This window comes from Shinella sp. GW821-FHT11G07 (genome assembly GCF_058808115.1).
In genome coordinates this window covers 198,391-215,056 of sequence record NZ_JBXARJ010000009.1, presented here as the reverse complement: position 1 = coordinate 215,056, position 16,666 = coordinate 198,391, and the positions used below count along the sequence as shown (strand labels likewise).

Genomic DNA, 16,666 nt, shown 5'->3' with positions numbered 1-16,666 from the left:
CTACGGGCATGCCGGCCCGCTAGACTAGACCAAGCTTCTTTCGCAGGTCGGCGTTTTCTGCCCGAAGCTTTTCAGCCAACGTTTTCCGGAGTCGGCGATTCTCTTCCTCAAGCTGCAGAAGCTCAGCCATCTCGTCACTCGCGGACGAAGGTGATCCAGCGATCGCCCCGGCCGGATGAGCGACGGCTCCATCCCTTCGACGCTTGGCTGCAACCGGCTTGACCGCAGAAATCGGCGTCACCTCACTTGGAGCTCCGGCTCGCTTTTTGCGGCCGTTAGAATTTTTCGCTTCCTTTAGAGGCGAAGGAGCTGTCTTTGCTTCTGCCGCTGCTCTTTTGCCCCTCGGTAGCCGTTGCTTTTTCGGCGCCGGCGCAGCCGCGTCGGCGACCGTCGATGCACCGTCCGGATTCCCGGTTAGAGTCTGTTCTTCAGCCATCATTCACCTCCCCTTATCACAAGCCCATTTTTCAAACGCCGGAGAGCAGTAGTCAACCCGACTTTAGAAACCCGGGACCATTCACCCCGAATCATCCGCAACGCCGTTTCGGGCGATGGTCGCCAGAGTATCTTAGCGCGGTAGGGAAGCACGTAACCGCACCAAAACTCGACAAGTCTTCATTCGGAGGCTAAAATCAGTGGTGTTGGTTACCCAAGCGCCGCTCGCCCGCTCTACGTCGCCAGGCTGGCGAACCGCTTGCGATACTCGGCCGGCGTGACCCCAACATGGCGGGCAAACGCCCGGCGCAATGTGTCGGCATCCGCGAAGCCACAATGTGCAGCGACCTGTTTTGGCGCTTCATGGCCTTGCTCCAGCAATAGCCTGGCCGCGCTGACACGGGCTTCCTCAACCCATGTCGCAGGCGTTATTCCCACCTCGTTCCGGAACAGCCGGGCAAAATGGCGCGGGCTGAGCTCCATGCGCTTCGCGAGGCTTGCGACGCTGTGGTCGAGCGCCGGATTGGCGGCCACCCAGCGCTGCAGTTCCTGCAGTGCCGCCCGCCCCGCCGGCACGGCCTCACCCTTGCGGCTGAACTGCATCTGTCCGCCCGGACGCTTGAAGAACATGACGAGCTGGCTTGCAACCTTCATCGCGATGTCGCGCCCGAGATCTTCCTCCACCAGCGCCAGCGCGAGGTCCAGGCCGGCCGTAACCCCCGCCGCGGTCCTGAGCTGGCCATCGCTGACATGAATCGCGTCCTGGTCGATGACGACGTTCGGATATGTCAGCGCCAATTGCTCTGCCACCGCCCAGTGGGTCGTCACCCTGCGGCCGTCGAGCAGGCCGGCTGCCGCGAGAAAGAAGGCGCCGCTGCACACCGATCCGAAGCGCCGCGCGGCGGGCGCTCTGCGTCGCAACCAATCGACCACCATACGGTCAGCGGGGACCTCCGCGGCATTCGGACATCCCGCTACGAGCAATGTGTCTATCGCCTCGCCGTTCTCGCCGTCGATGATCCAGTCGGGCATCAGCCGCGCCCCCGACGAACTGCGGATCGGCCCGGCCTCCCCTGCCGCCACCAGCAGCCGGTATGCCGCATAACCGGCCTGCGCGTTTGCCTCGGCGAATACGTCGAGGGGACCAGAGATGTCAAGAAGCTGCACACCGGGCAACGCGACCATCACCACCGTTTTCGTCTTCACCTTCATGGGCACGTCCGCCTCAGCCCGGATTTGTCAGAATTCGTCGTATTACGACAATTGCAGACACACCTACTCCAGATCTATCGTCCTGGCGAGCAAAAACACAGGAGACAGCAATGACCAAGATCATCGAAGCGGCCGCCATCCCCGACAGCAAGCTGGCGCGTGCGATCGCCGACTACATCCGCGACACCGAGACCGACCTGCTCTTCAATCATTCGAGCCGCGTCTATCATTTCGGCGCACTCGCCGGATTGCATCGTGGACTGAAGTTCGACCGGGAACTGCTCTACGCTGGCGCGATGTTCCACGATATCGGCCTGATGCCGAGCCACAGCAGCCCACACGAGCGGTTCGAGGTCGATAGCGCCCACGCCGCCCGCGACTTCCTGCGCAGCCACGGCATTCCCGAGAAAGACGCCTACACAGTCTGGACCGCCATCGCGCTGCACACCACGCCGGGCGTGCCGGTCCATATGCACCCTGTCGTCGCGCTGGTGACCGCGGGCGTCGAGATGGACGTGCTCGGTCTCACCTACAAGGACTATTCGGACCACGAGCGCGAGGCCGTCGTGAAAGCGTTCCCGCGCACGCCTGAGTTCAAGGAAGACATCATCCAGGCGTTCTACGACGGGATCAAGCACAAGCCGGACACGACCTTCGGCAACGTCAAGGCCGACGTCATCGCCGACAGGGAGCCGCATTTCCACCGCGGCAACTTCTGCAGCGTCATCCGCTGCTCCCATTGGCACGGCTGATTCATCCCGAACGTAACGAGGGGGCACGGCCAGTTCGTTTGGCCGTAGCAACTCCCAACAAGGGACCACCCAATGACTGACACACCGAAATATCTAACCCATGCAACCGGAGCACCCGTCAGCGATAATCTCAACATCCAGACGGCAGGTCGCCGAGGACCGGCGCTGCTGCAGGACATCTGGCTGATCGAGAAGCTCGCCCACTTCGACCGTGAGGTGATCCCGGAGCGCCGCATGCACGCCAAGGGCTCCGGCGCCTTCGGCACATTCACCGTCACACACGACATCAGCCGCTACACCAAGGCCCGGATCTTCTCGCAGATCGGCAAACAGACGCCGATGTTCGCCCGTTTCTCGACCGTCGCAGGGGAGCGCGGTGCGGCCGACGCCGAGCGCGACATCCGTGGCTTCGCCCTGAAATTCTACACCGAGGAAGGCAACTGGGACATGGTCGGTAACAATACGCCCGTGTTCTTCTTCCGCGATCCGCTGCGCTTCCCGGATTTGAACCACGCCATCAAGCGCGATCCGCGCACGGGCATGCGTTCGGCCGACAACAACTGGGACTTCTGGACCTTGCTCCCGGAAGCCCTTCACCAGGTAACGATCGTGATGAGCGAGCGCGGCATCCCCAAGAGCTACCGCCACATGCACGGTTTCGGCAGCCACACCTACAGCTTCATCAATGCCGCCAATGAGCGGACCTGGGTGAAATTCCACTTCCGTACCCAGCAGGGCATCAAGAACCTGAGCGATGCGGAGGCCGAAGCCCTGGTCGGCAAAGACCGCGAAACGCATCAGCGCGATCTCTTCGACAGCATAGAGAGCGGCGACTTTCCGCGCTGGACACTCTTCATCCAGATGATGACGGACGCTGAAGCCAAGGCCCTTCCGTTCAACCCGTTCGACCTGACCAAGATCTGGCCGAAGGCGAATTTCCCGCTCATCGAGGTGGGGTACTTCGAGTTGAACCAAAACCCGGAGAACGTTTTCGCCGAGGTCGAGCAGGCGTCGTTCTCGCCGGCTCACATCGTGCCGGGCATCAGTTTCTCGCCTGACAAGATGTTGCAGGCCCGGCTGTTCTCCTATGGGGATGCGGCGCGCTATCGCCTCGGCGTCAACCATCACCTCATTCCGGTCAACGCGCCAAAATGCCCGTTCCATAGCTATCACCGCGACGGCGCGATGCGCACCGATGGTAATCTTGGCCGCACCCCGACCTATTTTCCAAACAGTCGGGGAGAATGGACCGACCAGCCTGATTTCAACGAGCCGCCGCTTGAGATCGAAGGTGCGGCGGCCCATTGGGATCACCGCGTCGATGATGATCACTACCGCCAACCCGGCGACCTGTTCCGCAAGATGAACACGATGCAGCGCCAAATACTGTTCGACAACACCGCCCGCGCCGTCGGCGCAGCCGCCGTACATATCCAGCAGCGCCACGTCACCAACTGCACGAAGGCTGATCCCGACTATGGCTCCGGCGTTTCCGCAGCCCTAATGCGCCTCGCAACCATCAGGGCGATCGACGACGACGGGCCAGTCGCATGAGAGCCTAACCCAGACGAGATCGCCGCCCTCGCAGCCGCTTGTAAGCGCGAAATGCTCTTTCGCATCCTGCGGGGCGGCTCGGCCGGAGGCTGCCCGGCATCGCCCTTTCGAAAACGGCGCTGGTCCCGTATCGGCGGGATGGCGCCACCTACCGCGGCGATGGCAGAGATTGTCGCCCGAATCCGGACAGTTCAGAAGGAGCGGCAAGACGCCGCGTGAGCTTCATACAGAACGCGCGTTCCACCGGCTCAATGCAGCATGTCGATCGAAACGGAACTGACGCCCGAGTGCTGTGTCTCCAATCAGGTCAAATCCATGGGCTGCCCCGGGATAGACATGGCATTCCACCGGGACGCCGGCTCTTGAAGCGCGAAGCGAGAAGTTCACGCCTTCCTCAAGGAAGAGGTCCAGGCCACCGACCGCCAGGAACAAGGGCGGGAAACCGTCGAGATGTTCGGCAAGGCTGGGAGAGAAGTAACCCGCGCGTTCATCGTCGACGGCATAGGCGCCTCTCATGGAGGTCCATCCGAAGCGATTGTCCTCGGCCGTCCAGACAAATCCTCCCGTTGTGGGGTTCGGCTGGACATCCTGGTCCGAGCCTGTCCGATGGTCGAGCATCGGATAGATCAGCATGACGCCCGAAGGCAGGAACGCACCGCGATCGCGCGCAAGAAGCGTCGTCGCGGCGGCGAGGCCCCGGCCGGCACTGTCGCCCATGATGGTGATGCGGCGTTCGTCCACGCCGAGTGCGGAGGCATTTTCGAAGAGCCAGCGCAGGCCGGCATAACAATCCTCGACCGGGCCGGGGAACGGCGTTTCTGGCGCCAGGCGATAGTCCACGGACACGACGACGCTTGCGGTGTCCGCCGCCAGCTGCCAGTTCAGGCCGTCGTTCGACGCTGCCGAGCCCAGAACATAACCGCCACCGTGGACGTTGTAGATCGCGGGCTTCATCCCCGTTCCGGGTGGGGTATAGATACGCAACTGGATGGGCGGCGCGCCGACCGGGCCGGCGACGACGACAATGCGCGGCGCCTCGCCCACCATGCCCAACTGCCCGAAAGACTGCTCGACCATTGCCCGCACAGAGGCAAGGTTATCGGCGTTGAGGCCGAGGCCACCTCCCTCCAGCAGGAACGGGCGGAGTTCCGGGTCGAGCAGCGTTTCTCCGTTCATGTTCAAGGTCCTCGGTTTGCCTGGCGCCGATCTTAATCTCGCTGCGTGTGCCAACCAGCCCGATAGTGTCGAACGTAACGTTCCAGATTTCCGATGGGCGCATGAGCGGGTGCGGGGCCGGATGCCCCCGGCACCCGCTTAGTCCTCCCCCGGACCTGGTTCGACGAGTTCGATCAGCACATTGTCCGGCCCCTTCAGGTAGGCGACGCGCCGGCCGGTCCAGGGACCTTTCTCCACCGTCTGCGGCAGGCCGAAGGCCACCCAGCCATGGCTCGCCACCACGCACAGCAAGGCATCGGCATCCTCCACCAGCAAGCCGAGATGCGACGCACCGCTGTCGCAGGCCTGGAAGGCAAGCGGTTTTCGCCCAAGCGCCGTCTTGTACTCCAGCAATTCCACGACGTGCGGCCCCTTGGCCAGCATGGCAAGTTCGATCGATCCGTCATGGACGCCCGTGACGTCGCGGACGAAATCACGATCCTGCAACACATCGCGCCCGACCAGGTCGAAGCCGAGAATATCGACCCAGAAACGCAGCGACGTTTCGAGGGATGTGACCGTGATCCCGACATGATGCACGGCGATGCCGGATACACTGTCAAGCATGGCCGCGCTCTTCCCGAAACAGATAGAGCGCCTGCTGTACGGGACGGTCGGAGAAGGAGAACAGCACGCTGTCCTCGTCGGTCTCATGCCAGACATGATGCCACGAGGGCACGACGAAGATATCGCGCTTGCCCCATTCGATGACCGTGTCACCGATATGGGTGCGGCCCCGACCTTCGATCGGCACGAAAACGGTGGCGTCCGTCGAACGATAGCGGGCGGTCGCAAACCCTTTCGGCAGCAGTTGGATGAAGGTGCCGATGGTCGCCATGGCGTGGTTGCCGGTGATCGGATTGGTGTAGCGCATTTTCAGCCCATGGTACGGATCCCAGGCGTCGTGGCGGCGCATGCGTTCGAGTGCGTCGCGGGTTCGGTCGTAGGGGTAGTTGAAGACGGGGGACGTGCCGTCACCCGCGCCGTGATCGACGGGCAGCAAGTTCGCGCCATAGCGGGCGTCACTGTCGCCGATCGGGCGGTCCAGCGGTTGCTCGTCCCGGTCGAGATGTTCGGCAAACGACGCGTCGAGGAACTGCACGATGGGAATGTCGAGCCCATCCAGCCAGAAGATGGGGTCCGAACTCTGGTTTCCGTGATCATGCCAGGCCATCGGCGGGGTGATGATGAAATCGCCCTCGTGCATGATGGTCTTCTCGCCGTTGACGGTGGTGTGGGCGCCGCTACCCTCCAGCACGAAACGCAGCGCGCTTTGCGTATGGCGGTGCGCCGGGGCTACCTCACCGGGCAGCACGAGCTGCACCCCGGCATAAAGATCGGTGGTGATTTTCGATTGCCCGCGCAGGCCGGGGTTTTCCAGGACGAGGACGCGCCGCTCCGCCTCCTTCGCCGTGATCAAGTCGCCCGCCTCCAGGATCGCCTCGCGAATCGTCGAAAAATCCCAATGCGCTGGGCGGCAAAGGCTGCGCGGGGTGGGGGTTACGAGATCAGCCAGCGACGTCCATAGCGGCGTCATGTTGCTCCGGCTGATCCGGTCATAGAAGCCCTGGCGTACTGCCTCCGTGGAGGTCGCCGTGAGATGATCAGCCGACATGCGCGCCTCCTGTTGCAAGCGGTTCCGCGATGGTCTTGCCGCGAAGGCGGATGGGGGCGGTTTCCTTGAGTAGCAGGATGACGACGATGCCAAGACCGAGGGCATAGAGCGGGACCGCGGCGGCGTGCTCGATGCCGTAGTGTTTTGCGATGGTGCCGGCGATGGCAGGCGCAAAGCCGCCGCCGAAAATCTCGCCGATGCCGATGACCATGCCGGAGCCCGTCGCCATCAGGCGGGCGGGCACGGATTCCGCGGTGATCGGGCCGACCGTCAGTGTGAGAAGCGCATAAAGGCTGCCCATCGCGACCATCATGCAGAGGAAGAGCACGGTGACGTTCGCGCCGGCCCCGCCGAAAATCCAGAAGGCGCCGAAGGCCAGCACGGCGGAGAGCAGCATGACGGGTTTGCGGCCGATACGGTCGGACAGTGCGGGCAGCGTCAGGGCGCCGAGCGCGCCGCCAAAACCCATGGAGGACAGGATGAGGCCCATCTGGTCCATGTTAAGGTGCAGGTAGTCCACCAGATAGCTCGGAAACAGTGCTGCCACGACGATGATGCAGGTCAGCCAGAACAGCTGGCAGAGAATGGCGAGCGGCACGTTGCGGTAGGTGAAGACCTCGTACCAGGTGTGTGTGCCGGCATCATGGGTCGCGCTGTGGGCGGCGATTTCCGATGGGGTAGACTGCTGCAGGACGCGGTGCAACAGGTAGGCGATGACCACGCCGGGGATGGCGACCATCAGGAAGATCCAGGGCCAATCGATAACCTTGAGCAGTTGCGTCACTGCCAGCGGCGCAAGGCCAAGGCCGAGCAGCGCCGGCATGGTCTGCTGGATGCCGACGTTCAGCCCGTGCCTTTTCGGCGGCGAGGCGTCCATCGTCGCGATGATGCTCGCGGGGGTGAAGGCGCCTTCGGCCAGCCCCATCAACACACGCGCCAGCACAAGCGAGGCAAGGCCCGTTGCAAGACCGCTGAAACCGGCGATCAGCGAGAAGATGAACAAAGCCGGAACGATGATTTTCTTGAAGCCGAAGCGGTCGGACAGGTTGCCGGTGAAGAGCGAGGACAGGCCCCAGGCCACCGCGAGCGCGCCGGTTATAATGCCGAGATCCTGGTAGTCGAGGCCGAGATCGCTGGCGAGAACCGGCATCATCGGCACGATGATGAACCGGTCGACGCCGACGAGGCCAAGGCCGAGCGACAGCAGCGTCACCGCCTTCCACTCATAGCCCTTCGGCCGGCCGGATCGGTCGACCGTATCGTTTGCATTGGTCACGACGGGTATCATTCTGCATCCTCCTGGTTGGCTGGCAAAGCCTGTTCGAAAGCGGTGAGCGCCAGTGCTGCTTCCGCGATACGTTTCAATGTCGGAAAGGGAGAGAGGTCCAAGGCGTAGGTTTTTGCGTTGATGACCTGCGGCACGAGGCAGATATCGGCGAGCGACACCGTATCGCCATGGCAGAACCGGCCGGTCTCGGCGCTTGTCGAAAGCGCGGCCTCCAGCGCGAAAAATCCTTCGGCAATCCAGTGGTTGTACCAGCGGGCGACCGCCTCATCCGGCAGGCCGAGCGGCCCGCGCAGGTAATTAAGCACCCGCAGATTGTCGATCGGATGCACATCGCAGGCGATGATCTGCGCAAGCGCGCGGACCCGGGCCCTGCCTGCGGCGTCACCGGGCAGCAATGGCGGCTCGGGCCGCGTCTCGTCCAGGTATTCGATGATGGCGAGCGACTGCGTGAACGTCTTTCCGTCGATCTCCAGCGCCGGGACCAGACCCTGCGGATTGATCCGGCGATAGTGCGGCTGGGTCTGTTCGCCGCGCCGCAAGTGATGCGGAATGGTTGTGTACGCCACGCCCTTGAGGTTGAGCGCGATGCGGACCCGGAACGAAGCCGACGAGCGGTAGTAGCCGTGGAGAGTGACGGGTTCGCTCATGTGACCGACACCCGAAGCGGCGGAAGGCCATCGATGCGGGCTTCGAGCGCGTCACCGCGCACCACGGCACCGACGCCCTCGGGCGTGCCGGTATAGATGAGGTCGCCGGGGGCGAGGTCCATGTAGCGCGACAGCCAGTGGATGATCTCGCCGACCGACCAGATCAGCTTGGCGAGCCTGCTTTCCTGCCGACGCTCACCGTTGACGTCGAGCGTCATCGTCGCATCCGCGACGGCGTTCCATCGGGCTAGGGGAACGATCTCGCCGATAGGCGCGGAGCGATCGAACGCCTTGCCCATGTCCCACGGGCGGCCTTTTTCACGGGCGGCGATCTGCACGTCGCGGCGCGTCATGTCGAGGCCGACGGCATAGCCGAAGATATGGGACGCGGCGTCCTCGACGGGAATATTCGCTCCTGCCTTGCCGATGGCGACGACCAGCTCGACCTCGTAATGGTAGTTGCCGGTCATCCGCGGATAGGGAATGCGCGCGCCGTCCAGTTCCACCGTATCGCCGGGTTTCAGGAAGAAGAACGGCTCCTCCCGATCGACCTCAAAACCCATTTCCCGCGCATGGGCCTCATAGTTCCGGCCGACGCAGTAGATGCGCCGGACCGGAAAGTCGCCCCCACCGACAACCGGGACGGTCGAGACGGAAGGGGGTTGGAATACGTAACTGCTCGTCATCACACTCTCCGTCGATCCCGGGATTGGGGCCTCACCAGGCCGTGAGGCCGCCATCCACCTTGATGTCCGTGCCGGTCACCCAGCTCGCCTCGTCCGAGACGAGGTAGACGATGGCCCAGGCGACATCATCGGGCTTGCCGTGGCGGCCGATCATCGTGTTGGTCTTCATGGAGTCTTCGAAGCCCGGTAGGTTGTCGAAGGCGAATTGGGCGGCCGGGGTGTGGATGATGCCGGGCGAGACCGTGTTGGCGCGGATGCCGTGGCGCGCACCCTCATAGGCCATCTGGCGGGTCATCGAGAGCACGCCGCCCTTGCCGGTGAAATGGGCGATTGCGCCCATGTTGCGCGTGGCGCCCCAGGCGGAGATCGAGGCGAAGTTGACGATACTGCCGCCGCCGCGTTTGATCATATGCGGCCAGGCGGCGCGCACGGGCAGGAAGACGATGTCGAGTTCGCCCTTCAGCGTCTTGTGCCACTGCACCAGCGTCATGTCGGGCACGGCAGCGAACTCGACGAAGCCCGCCGCCGTCACCAGCGTGTCGATGCCGCCGTATTTTTGCGCGACATAGTCCATGAGGGCGGCAGCACCCGCTTCGCTGGTCAGGTCATAGGAGACGGGGTCGATCTCGAAACCGTCGGCCTTTGCGGTGGCCACGGTGCCGGCCAGCGCCTCCTGGTTGACATCGACGCCGATGACGGTCGCGCCCTCCCGGGCAAACAGCAGTGCGGTTCCCTGGCCGATGCCGCTGGCGGCGCCGGTGACGATTGCAACTTTTCCTTTGAGACGATTGGGCATGTCATGCTCCCTGAATGGTTGATGCCGGTGATGGGTCCCTGCGCCGTTTTCGGGCGCAGGTGTTCGTTGCCGCCGCTTTCGCGACGCGGTCGATTTTCGATGGTCATTTGATAGTTGCCCTGCGGTGGTCAGGCCGCGACGGGTTGTCCGGCCGCGTCCGCCAGGAAATCGAGGATGAGATCCCCCACGATGTCCGGCCGCTCGATATTGGCGCAATGGCCGCAACCCGGGATGACGGCGACCGTGCCGCCCGGAATGCGCTTGGCCACTTCGCTGGCGTAGCCGGGCAGGCGCAGCTTGTCCTCCGCCCCGGCGATCAGCAGCGTCGGAATGCCGACCGCCTCATAGTTCGTTGCATCAGCCTGTCCGAATTCCTTGCGCTCCGGGGCATTCGGCGAGCGGAAGCGCGCGGCCGCCACCGCCTCCCAGGCGCCCGGCGCGATGCTGAGCGCATGGCGCCGACGGACGTACTCCTCATCGCTGTGCCAGACGCTGCCCTCGAACAGAGACTGGAGGATACCGACCATGCCGTCGAGGCTGCCATCATAATGGGTGAGCCGCCTGCGCGCCTCGTTCTCCGACATCCAGCCGCCGCCGCTGATCGCCACGAGCCTGTCGATGGCAAAACCCGGATGCCGTTCCGCCGCGATCTGCAGCAGGAACGTCGCCCCCATGGAATTGCCGATGAACGACGCCCGATCAATCGCCAGAACCTCGAGGAAGCGTGCCATATGCGCGATCATACGCGCCCGCTTGCCGTCGAAGTCATGGATCTTCGCCGTCTGCCCGAAACCGAGCCAATCCGGCGCGATCACCCGGTAGTGTTCCACAAGCCGGGGTATGAGGTACTCCCAGCTCAGTTCCGCACACCCGCCGAACTCGCCGCTGTGCAGTAGCACGACGGCCGGCCCTTCACCGGCCTCAAGATAGTGCGTGCGGATTCCGTCGACACTCACGAAACGGCTGCGATAGGCCTTTGTGACCGGCGGAACCTTTTCGGCGGCGCTCATGGCCGCGCCTCCGGCAACGGACGCAGGCGCCGCAGGCGTGCTGTTGCGTCCGGATGCATCATGTCGGGCATCCACTGCGCCCGGCCGTTCAGTGCGCAGACCACACTGTCGGCACCCGGCAGGGCGCCGACCGCCTTTTCGACCATGGCGATGATGTTGGCGGCCTGCCAGCAGACAGGACTGGTCAACCTCAACGTCACCCGCACCGCGCCTTAGTCGATGTCGATCGATTCGATCATGCCCATTTCCCTGAGCGTGATCGGCGCACCCGTCGCGATCGAGCACGGGTCCACGACCCGTTCGAGGGCCTCGTAGATTGCTGCCTCGTCAAGCATAGGCCGCCTCCTGCATCGTCGAGAAGGGTGCTGCGACACCTGCGCGGCGGCGCTTGGCGAACCCGTCGTCCTTCGTTGCGGCAATCCGCGATTCCAGGTCGAGGCCGGTCATGCGGGCATAGTTGTCGAAGAGGATCTTCTTCTTCGCCGCCCGGTCGATCTGCGGCAGGCCCGCGCCGGAAACCAGTTCGTCGGGGAAAGCGAACTTGTGCACAAACGCTTCGAGCAGCGGCTGCGGATGGAAGGCCATCGCGCCGGTCCCCCAGAGGATGCGGTCGATTGCATTCTGTCCGCCGGGGCCGACGAGCGAGGCCATGATGTGCTGGAAGGCGGCCGGCCGGGTCGCGGCCAGCGCGCAGGTGATTTCGAGGTTCACATAGACATTGGGGAAGCGCGCCAGTTGCCAGGCGGTCTCTTCCGCAAAGGCCATGCCGCCATGGATGATCTCGAAATTGAGATCCGGAAAGGCCATGCAGGCACGGTCGATATCGCTGACGCGATAATGTTCGATGGCGACCGGGCCGAGCGGCAGCGCCTTGTGGATCGCCACCACCTTGATGCCGAGCTCCTGCGCCCGCTGGAACAGCGGGAAGGCCACCTCCGGGTCGTCCATCTTCCAGCCCTGGATTTCCTGGCCGACCCAGCTGTTGGGATAGAGTTTCAGGCCGACGGGCTTCAGGATTTCGACCTGGCGTTCGAGTTCGTCGAGCGCGGCGGTACCCGTCAGCGGATCGACGCCGCAATAGGTGATCATCCGGTTCGGCCACCGTTTTTTCGCCTCGACGGCCTTTTCGAAACTACAGAGCCCATCGTGAAAGGAGTAGATCGGCAGAGCGTGATAGACCGCCAGATCCGTGTCGCTTTCGACAAAAACCTGATCGACCGTCTCTTCGATACTCCAGTCCCGGTAGAATTGTTTTCGTGTCGGAGCATAGCCGGGCAGTGCGGCCGCCATGACAGAGTCATAGACAAGATCGCATAAGGGTTTTGCGAAGCGGTTTGCAAAATTTCGTTCATCCATATTGTAGGCATGGATGACCGCGTCTATCACGTTCAGGCCGTCTATCATCGGGAGCTCCCATCTCGATTTCCGTTGCTTGAAGTGTTCTAAAATTTATGATCTTCGTCCAACGAGGATTAATGACCTCGTGATCTGGATTTGAGATCAGGGCCTGCCGGCACGCGACGTACCGCTCAAGATCTCCTGCACAACGTCATGCGCCACCTCGCGGAAGGTGACGGCAGACGGGTTCGGCTCATCGTCCTTCCAGGCGAGGAGCAGTTCGTAAGGCGTGTCAAAGTCCATGAGGTCGCGGAAGACCACTCCCGGCTGGGGAAGCTGCGCCACCCATTTCGGCACCAGCGTGACACCAAGCCCGGCACTGACGAGGGAGAGCAGCGTGTGCAACTGCCCGCCCTCCTGCGTGACACGCGGCGCAAAACCCGCGCCCGCACAGGCTGTCTTGAGCAGATCCAGAATGCGGCTGTTCATCTGCAGGGGGAAGGTCACGAAAGGCTCCGCGGCGAGCTCCGTCATCGATACCGCAGCCTTCAACGCCAGCCCGTTCGCCGATGGAAGCGCGACCATCAGCGGCGCGGAAATCAGCACCTCGGTACGGACTGAAGCCGCGAGATGGGAGGGGGCCGGGATGATGCCGATATCGACCGCGCCGCCGGCTATGGCCTCGACCTGGACATCCCGGTCCATCGGGATCAGCTTGAGATCGACATGCGGCCAGCGCTCGCGAAAATCCCGGATGATCGGCGACAGCAGCGTCCACAGCACATTGTCGACGAAGCCGATGGAGAGGCGCCCGACAATGCCGCTGGCCGATGCCTTCAAGCGCCGGACCGCTTCGTCGGTGCGCTGCAGGATGTCGCGCGCCTCCGGAAGAAAGACCTCGCCGAGCAAGGTGAGGCTGACATCCTGGCGCGAACGCTTGATCAGGGTGAAGCCGAGTTCGTCCTCCAGGAGCTTCAGCTGCTGGCTGACGGCCGATTGCACCACATGCACCCGGTCGGCTGCCCGTCCGAAATGAAGTTCTTCGGCGACGGCCACGAAGTAGCGAAGTCTGCGCAGGTCCATGACCGCCTCCTTTCCCAAGCGCACGCGCTTGTGTGTTCGGAAAGGCTACACGTCTGAAAATCCGGCAATAGCGGCAAAGATTCGAGGGTTACGGTCGAAATACTCGAACGATCGCACCATTCGTCCTGGCGGACAGGTCCAATGACAATCAGGTCCCATGCACCGTTCGATTTCTTCGACCGTAACCACTCATTTTATTCGACTGTTCCCCCAAGCCGTTTGATGCCAGCTTATTCCCAAGCCGCAAGGGCGACTGCATCCAACCAACGGAGAACAAAATGGCGAAGGTACTGGTCCTTTATTATTCGACCTACGGACATATCGAGACGATGGCCTATGCCGTCGCGGAGGGCGCCCGCAAGGCCGGAGCCGAAGTCGACGTCAAACGCGTTCCGGAAACCGTGCCGGAAGAGATTGCCCGCAACGCCCATTTCAAGCTCGACCAGAAGGCGCCAATCGCCACCGTCGCGGAGCTGGCGGACTATGACGCCATCGTCATCGGCACCGGCACGCGTTTTGGCCGCATCACCTCGCAGATGGCAGCCTTTCTCGACCAGGCCGGCGGCCTTTGGGCGCGCGGCGCCCTGAACGGCAAGATCGGCGGCGCCTTCGCCTCCAGTGCCACGCAGCACGGCGGACAGGAAACCACGCTGTTTTCGATCATCACCAACCTCCTGCATTTCGGTATGATGATTGTCGGCCTTCCCTACAGCCATCAGGGCCAGATGAGCGTGGACGAAATCGTCGGCGGTGCACCCTATGGTGCGACCACGGTGGCAGGCGGCGACGGATCGCGCCAGCCGACCGAAATCGACCTCGCCGGCGCACGCCACCAGGGCGAACTCGTTGCTGCCGCTGCCATCAAGGTCTTCGGCTGACCTACTGATCGGCCGGGGGTTCACTCCCCCGGCCCACACTCTTCAACACCGACAATCACAACGGAAGCGTCGTCCCGCAGCGCGGGCGAGGAGCGAAGCCATGCCTACTGATTTCGACGGTAAAGTGGTTCTGGTCACCGGCGCAGGCTCGGGGATCGGCCGGGAGGCGGCAAGATTGTTTGCCGAGCGTGGCGCCCATGTTTTCGCGGCCGACCTCAATCTGGGCGGCCTTGAGGAAACCAAGGACGTCGCGGCGCCGGGAAAGATCGACATCCAACGGATCGACGTTTCGAGCGAGGCGGAGGTGAAAGCCTTTCTCGCGCGCATCGAAAGGGACACCGGCCGACTGGACGCAGCGTTCAACAATGCCGGCATCACCGGCGGTACTCACCGCATCGAGGACTACCCGACCGACGATTTCGATCGGGTGCTGACCGTCAACCTGCGCAGCGTGTTCCTCGGCATGAAATACGAGATCCCGCTGATCGCGAAGACGGGTGCCGGCGCGATCACCAACACCGCCTCCGTCGCCGCACTGACGGGACCGGGCGGCATGAGCGCCTATGCCGCCTCCAAACACGGCATTCACGGCCTGACCCGCGTCGCGGCGATGGAAAATGCCAGCCGCAATATCCGCGTAAACGCGCTTGCCCCGGGCTGGACCGACACGCCGATGGTGGTGGCCAACAGCGCCCAGAACCCGGCCTTCGCCGACCTCGCCCGAAAGGCCATCCCTGCCAAGCGCGGCGGCCAGCCGCGCGAACTGGCCGAGGTCGCCGTTTGGCTGAGCTCCCCGGCCGCAAGCTACATCTTTGGCCAGATGATCGTCGTCGACGGCGGCATGACCATCGGCGGTTTTGAACTTTAACCCCAATTCCAGACACGAAGGATACGACCATGACCAGAAGTGCAGAAAGCGAAGCCGCGATCGCAGTGGTGCGCCGCAACACCGAGGAAGTGCAAGGAAAGGGCAATTTCGCCGTCTTCGACGAAGTCTTTTCCGAGGATTTTCTCGACCACACGCCGCAGCCGAACATGGTGCCGGACAAGGAAGGCGTGCGTGGCCTCTATGCCGGCCTGCGCCAGGCGTTTCCGGATTTCCACGCGGACATTCATTGGCAAGCGGCCGACGGCAATCTCGTCACGACCTTCAAGACCTATCACGGCACGCACAAGGGCACCTTTCTCGGCATTCCTCCGACCGGCAAGACCATCCAATTCGAAACGGTCGATGCCATGCGCGTCGTCGACGGCAAGATCACCGAGCATTGGGGTGTCGCCAATCTCTATTCACTCGTCGGCCAGCTCGGCCTCCAACTCCAGCCGACAGCTTGAGCCAGTCCATCATCCCGAAGGAAGACTGCAATGAGTGACATTCTGAAGAACAAGGTGGTGGTCGTGACAGGCGCATCGAGCGGCATCGGCCGCGCCATCGCCATCCGCGCCGCCGAACATGGCGCCAAGGCCGTGATCGTCGCCGACATCATCGAAGAGCCGCGCGAAGGCGGCAGGCCGACCGTCGAGGAGATCGAGGCCATCGGCTCGGCCGCCCGTTTCGTGAAGACCGATGTCAGCAAACGCGCCGACAACGACGCGCTCATCGCCGCATCGGCCGAATTCGGTGGCGTCGACGTCATGGTCGCCAATGCCGGCATTACGCTGCGCAACGACGGCGCGGACGTGCCGGAGGACGATTATCACCGGCTGCTGTCGATCAATCTCGACGGTCCGCTGTTCGGCGCGCAGGCGGCGGCCCGCCAGATGAAGGCGAACGGCAAGGGCGGCAGCATTGTGCTGATGGCCAGCATGGGCGGCATATCGGGCGCCGGCATCACCGTCGCCTATTCCACCAGCAAGGGCGGGGTGGTGCTGATGGCGAAATCGCTGGCCGACGCGCTGGGCCCAGACGGCATCCGCGTCAACGCCGTGGCACCGGGAACCATCGATACCGAATTGCTGCGCACCAGCCCCGGCATTGCCGAGGCATCCGAAGGGTTTCGCAAGCGCACGCCGCTACGCCGCCTCGGTCAGCCCTCCGAAGTGGGTGACGCAGTCGCCTATCTCGGCTCGGATCTCTCCAGCTACGTCTCGGGCATCGCACTCCTCGTGGACGGCGGCCTGCTGGCCGTCCTCTGACGCGAAACGCTCCGCAAAGGA

At 63.3% G+C, this 16,666-nt stretch carries 20 protein-coding genes; 6 read left to right on the top strand and 14 right to left on the bottom strand.

What is annotated here, in order from left to right:
* Window positions 1–19: 19 nt before the first annotated feature.
* Entirely contained in the window at window positions 20–439 is a 420-nt protein-coding gene (locus AC1RT2_RS19030) for a SyrB-like regulator (RefSeq protein WP_493104357.1), read from the bottom strand.
* 230 nt (window positions 440–669) lie between these two features.
* Window positions 670–1,647 carry a GlxA family transcriptional regulator gene (locus AC1RT2_RS19025; RefSeq protein ID WP_493104355.1) on the bottom strand — a complete coding sequence of 326 codons (978 nt, stop codon included), beginning with the start codon at window positions 1,645–1,647 and terminating at the stop codon, window positions 670–672.
* Between the two features lie 110 nt (window positions 1,648–1,757).
* Here AC1RT2_RS19025 and AC1RT2_RS19020 point away from each other — a divergent pair, with 110 nt between their 5' ends.
* The gene (locus AC1RT2_RS19020; RefSeq protein ID WP_493104353.1) at window positions 1,758–2,399 is read left to right on the top strand and encodes an HD domain-containing protein; all 642 of its coding nucleotides are present in this window, start codon (window positions 1,758–1,760) and stop codon (window positions 2,397–2,399) included.
* Window positions 2,400–2,471: 72 nt separating this feature from the next.
* Complete coding sequence (locus AC1RT2_RS19015; RefSeq protein WP_493104351.1) at window positions 2,472–3,953, top strand: catalase; 1,482 nt, start codon at window positions 2,472–2,474, stop codon at window positions 3,951–3,953.
* A gap of 222 nt (window positions 3,954–4,175) precedes the next feature.
* On the opposite strand, the gene AC1RT2_RS19010 is transcribed toward AC1RT2_RS19015, so the two are convergent.
* The 12 genes from AC1RT2_RS19010 to AC1RT2_RS18955 form a co-directional block, all read right to left on the bottom strand.
* Window positions 4,176–5,129: an alpha/beta hydrolase gene (locus AC1RT2_RS19010; protein WP_493104349.1), complete on the bottom strand. Its 954-nt coding sequence runs from the start codon at window positions 5,127–5,129 to the stop codon at window positions 4,176–4,178.
* Window positions 5,130–5,267: 138 nt separating this feature from the next.
* Window positions 5,268–5,735, bottom strand: coding sequence for a VOC family protein (locus AC1RT2_RS19005; protein ID WP_493104347.1), 468 nt, complete (start codon window positions 5,733–5,735; stop codon window positions 5,268–5,270).
* Window positions 5,728–6,783: a gentisate 1,2-dioxygenase gene (gene gtdA / locus AC1RT2_RS19000; RefSeq protein ID WP_493104345.1), complete on the bottom strand. Its 1,056-nt coding sequence runs from the start codon at window positions 6,781–6,783 to the stop codon at window positions 5,728–5,730. The genes AC1RT2_RS19005 and gtdA overlap by 8 nt, the downstream gene beginning before the upstream one ends.
* The gene (locus AC1RT2_RS18995; protein ID WP_493104343.1) at window positions 6,773–8,071 is read right to left on the bottom strand and encodes an MFS transporter; all 1,299 of its coding nucleotides are present in this window, start codon (window positions 8,069–8,071) and stop codon (window positions 6,773–6,775) included. Before AC1RT2_RS18995 ends, gtdA begins: the two co-directional genes overlap by 11 nt.
* Window positions 8,068–8,718 (bottom strand): maleylacetoacetate isomerase, encoded by a 651-nt coding sequence (gene maiA, locus AC1RT2_RS18990; RefSeq protein WP_493104341.1) that lies wholly within the window; start codon window positions 8,716–8,718, stop codon window positions 8,068–8,070. The genes AC1RT2_RS18995 and maiA overlap by 4 nt, the downstream gene beginning before the upstream one ends.
* A complete protein-coding gene (locus AC1RT2_RS18985; protein WP_493104339.1) occupies window positions 8,715–9,404 on the bottom strand; it encodes a fumarylacetoacetate hydrolase family protein in 690 nt (229 codons plus the stop codon). The genes maiA and AC1RT2_RS18985 overlap by 4 nt, the downstream gene beginning before the upstream one ends.
* Before the next feature lie 31 nt (window positions 9,405–9,435).
* On the bottom strand, window positions 9,436–10,200 hold the full coding sequence (locus AC1RT2_RS18980; RefSeq protein ID WP_493104337.1) for an SDR family NAD(P)-dependent oxidoreductase: 765 nt from the start codon (window positions 10,198–10,200) through the stop codon (window positions 9,436–9,438).
* A gap of 128 nt (window positions 10,201–10,328) precedes the next feature.
* Window positions 10,329–11,210, bottom strand: a complete 882-nt coding sequence (locus AC1RT2_RS18975; protein ID WP_493104335.1) for an alpha/beta fold hydrolase — start codon at window positions 11,208–11,210, stop codon at window positions 10,329–10,331.
* Window positions 11,207–11,410 (bottom strand): hypothetical protein, encoded by a 204-nt coding sequence (locus tag AC1RT2_RS18970; protein WP_493104333.1) that lies wholly within the window; start codon window positions 11,408–11,410, stop codon window positions 11,207–11,209. The genes AC1RT2_RS18975 and AC1RT2_RS18970 overlap by 4 nt, the downstream gene beginning before the upstream one ends.
* A 12-nt stretch (window positions 11,411–11,422) precedes the next feature.
* Window positions 11,423–11,545 carry a hypothetical protein gene (locus AC1RT2_RS18965; protein WP_493104331.1) on the bottom strand — a complete coding sequence of 41 codons (123 nt, stop codon included), beginning with the start codon at window positions 11,543–11,545 and terminating at the stop codon, window positions 11,423–11,425.
* A complete protein-coding gene (locus tag AC1RT2_RS18960) occupies window positions 11,538–12,614 on the bottom strand; it encodes an amidohydrolase family protein (protein WP_493104329.1) in 1,077 nt (358 codons plus the stop codon). Before AC1RT2_RS18960 ends, AC1RT2_RS18965 begins: the two co-directional genes overlap by 8 nt.
* Before the next feature lie 96 nt (window positions 12,615–12,710).
* A complete protein-coding gene (locus AC1RT2_RS18955) occupies window positions 12,711–13,631 on the bottom strand; it encodes a LysR family transcriptional regulator (RefSeq protein WP_493104327.1) in 921 nt (306 codons plus the stop codon).
* A 278-nt stretch (window positions 13,632–13,909) separates the two neighbouring features.
* Between AC1RT2_RS18955 and wrbA the strand changes: the two genes are divergently transcribed.
* The 4 genes from wrbA to AC1RT2_RS18935 all read left to right on the top strand — a co-directional run bounded on the left by wrbA (window position 13,910) and on the right by AC1RT2_RS18935 (window position 16,645).
* Complete coding sequence (gene wrbA / locus AC1RT2_RS18950) at window positions 13,910–14,509, top strand: NAD(P)H:quinone oxidoreductase (RefSeq protein ID WP_069063352.1); 600 nt, start codon at window positions 13,910–13,912, stop codon at window positions 14,507–14,509.
* 100 nt (window positions 14,510–14,609) lie between these two features.
* Entirely contained in the window at window positions 14,610–15,377 is a 768-nt protein-coding gene (locus AC1RT2_RS18945) for an SDR family NAD(P)-dependent oxidoreductase (protein ID WP_493104324.1), read from the top strand.
* 29 nt (window positions 15,378–15,406) lie between these two features.
* Window positions 15,407–15,844: an ester cyclase gene (locus tag AC1RT2_RS18940; protein WP_444802031.1), complete on the top strand. Its 438-nt coding sequence runs from the start codon at window positions 15,407–15,409 to the stop codon at window positions 15,842–15,844.
* Window positions 15,845–15,874: 30 nt separating this feature from the next.
* Complete coding sequence (locus AC1RT2_RS18935) at window positions 15,875–16,645, top strand: SDR family oxidoreductase (RefSeq protein ID WP_493104322.1); 771 nt, start codon at window positions 15,875–15,877, stop codon at window positions 16,643–16,645.
* The last annotated feature ends 21 nt before the right edge of the window (window positions 16,646–16,666 follow it).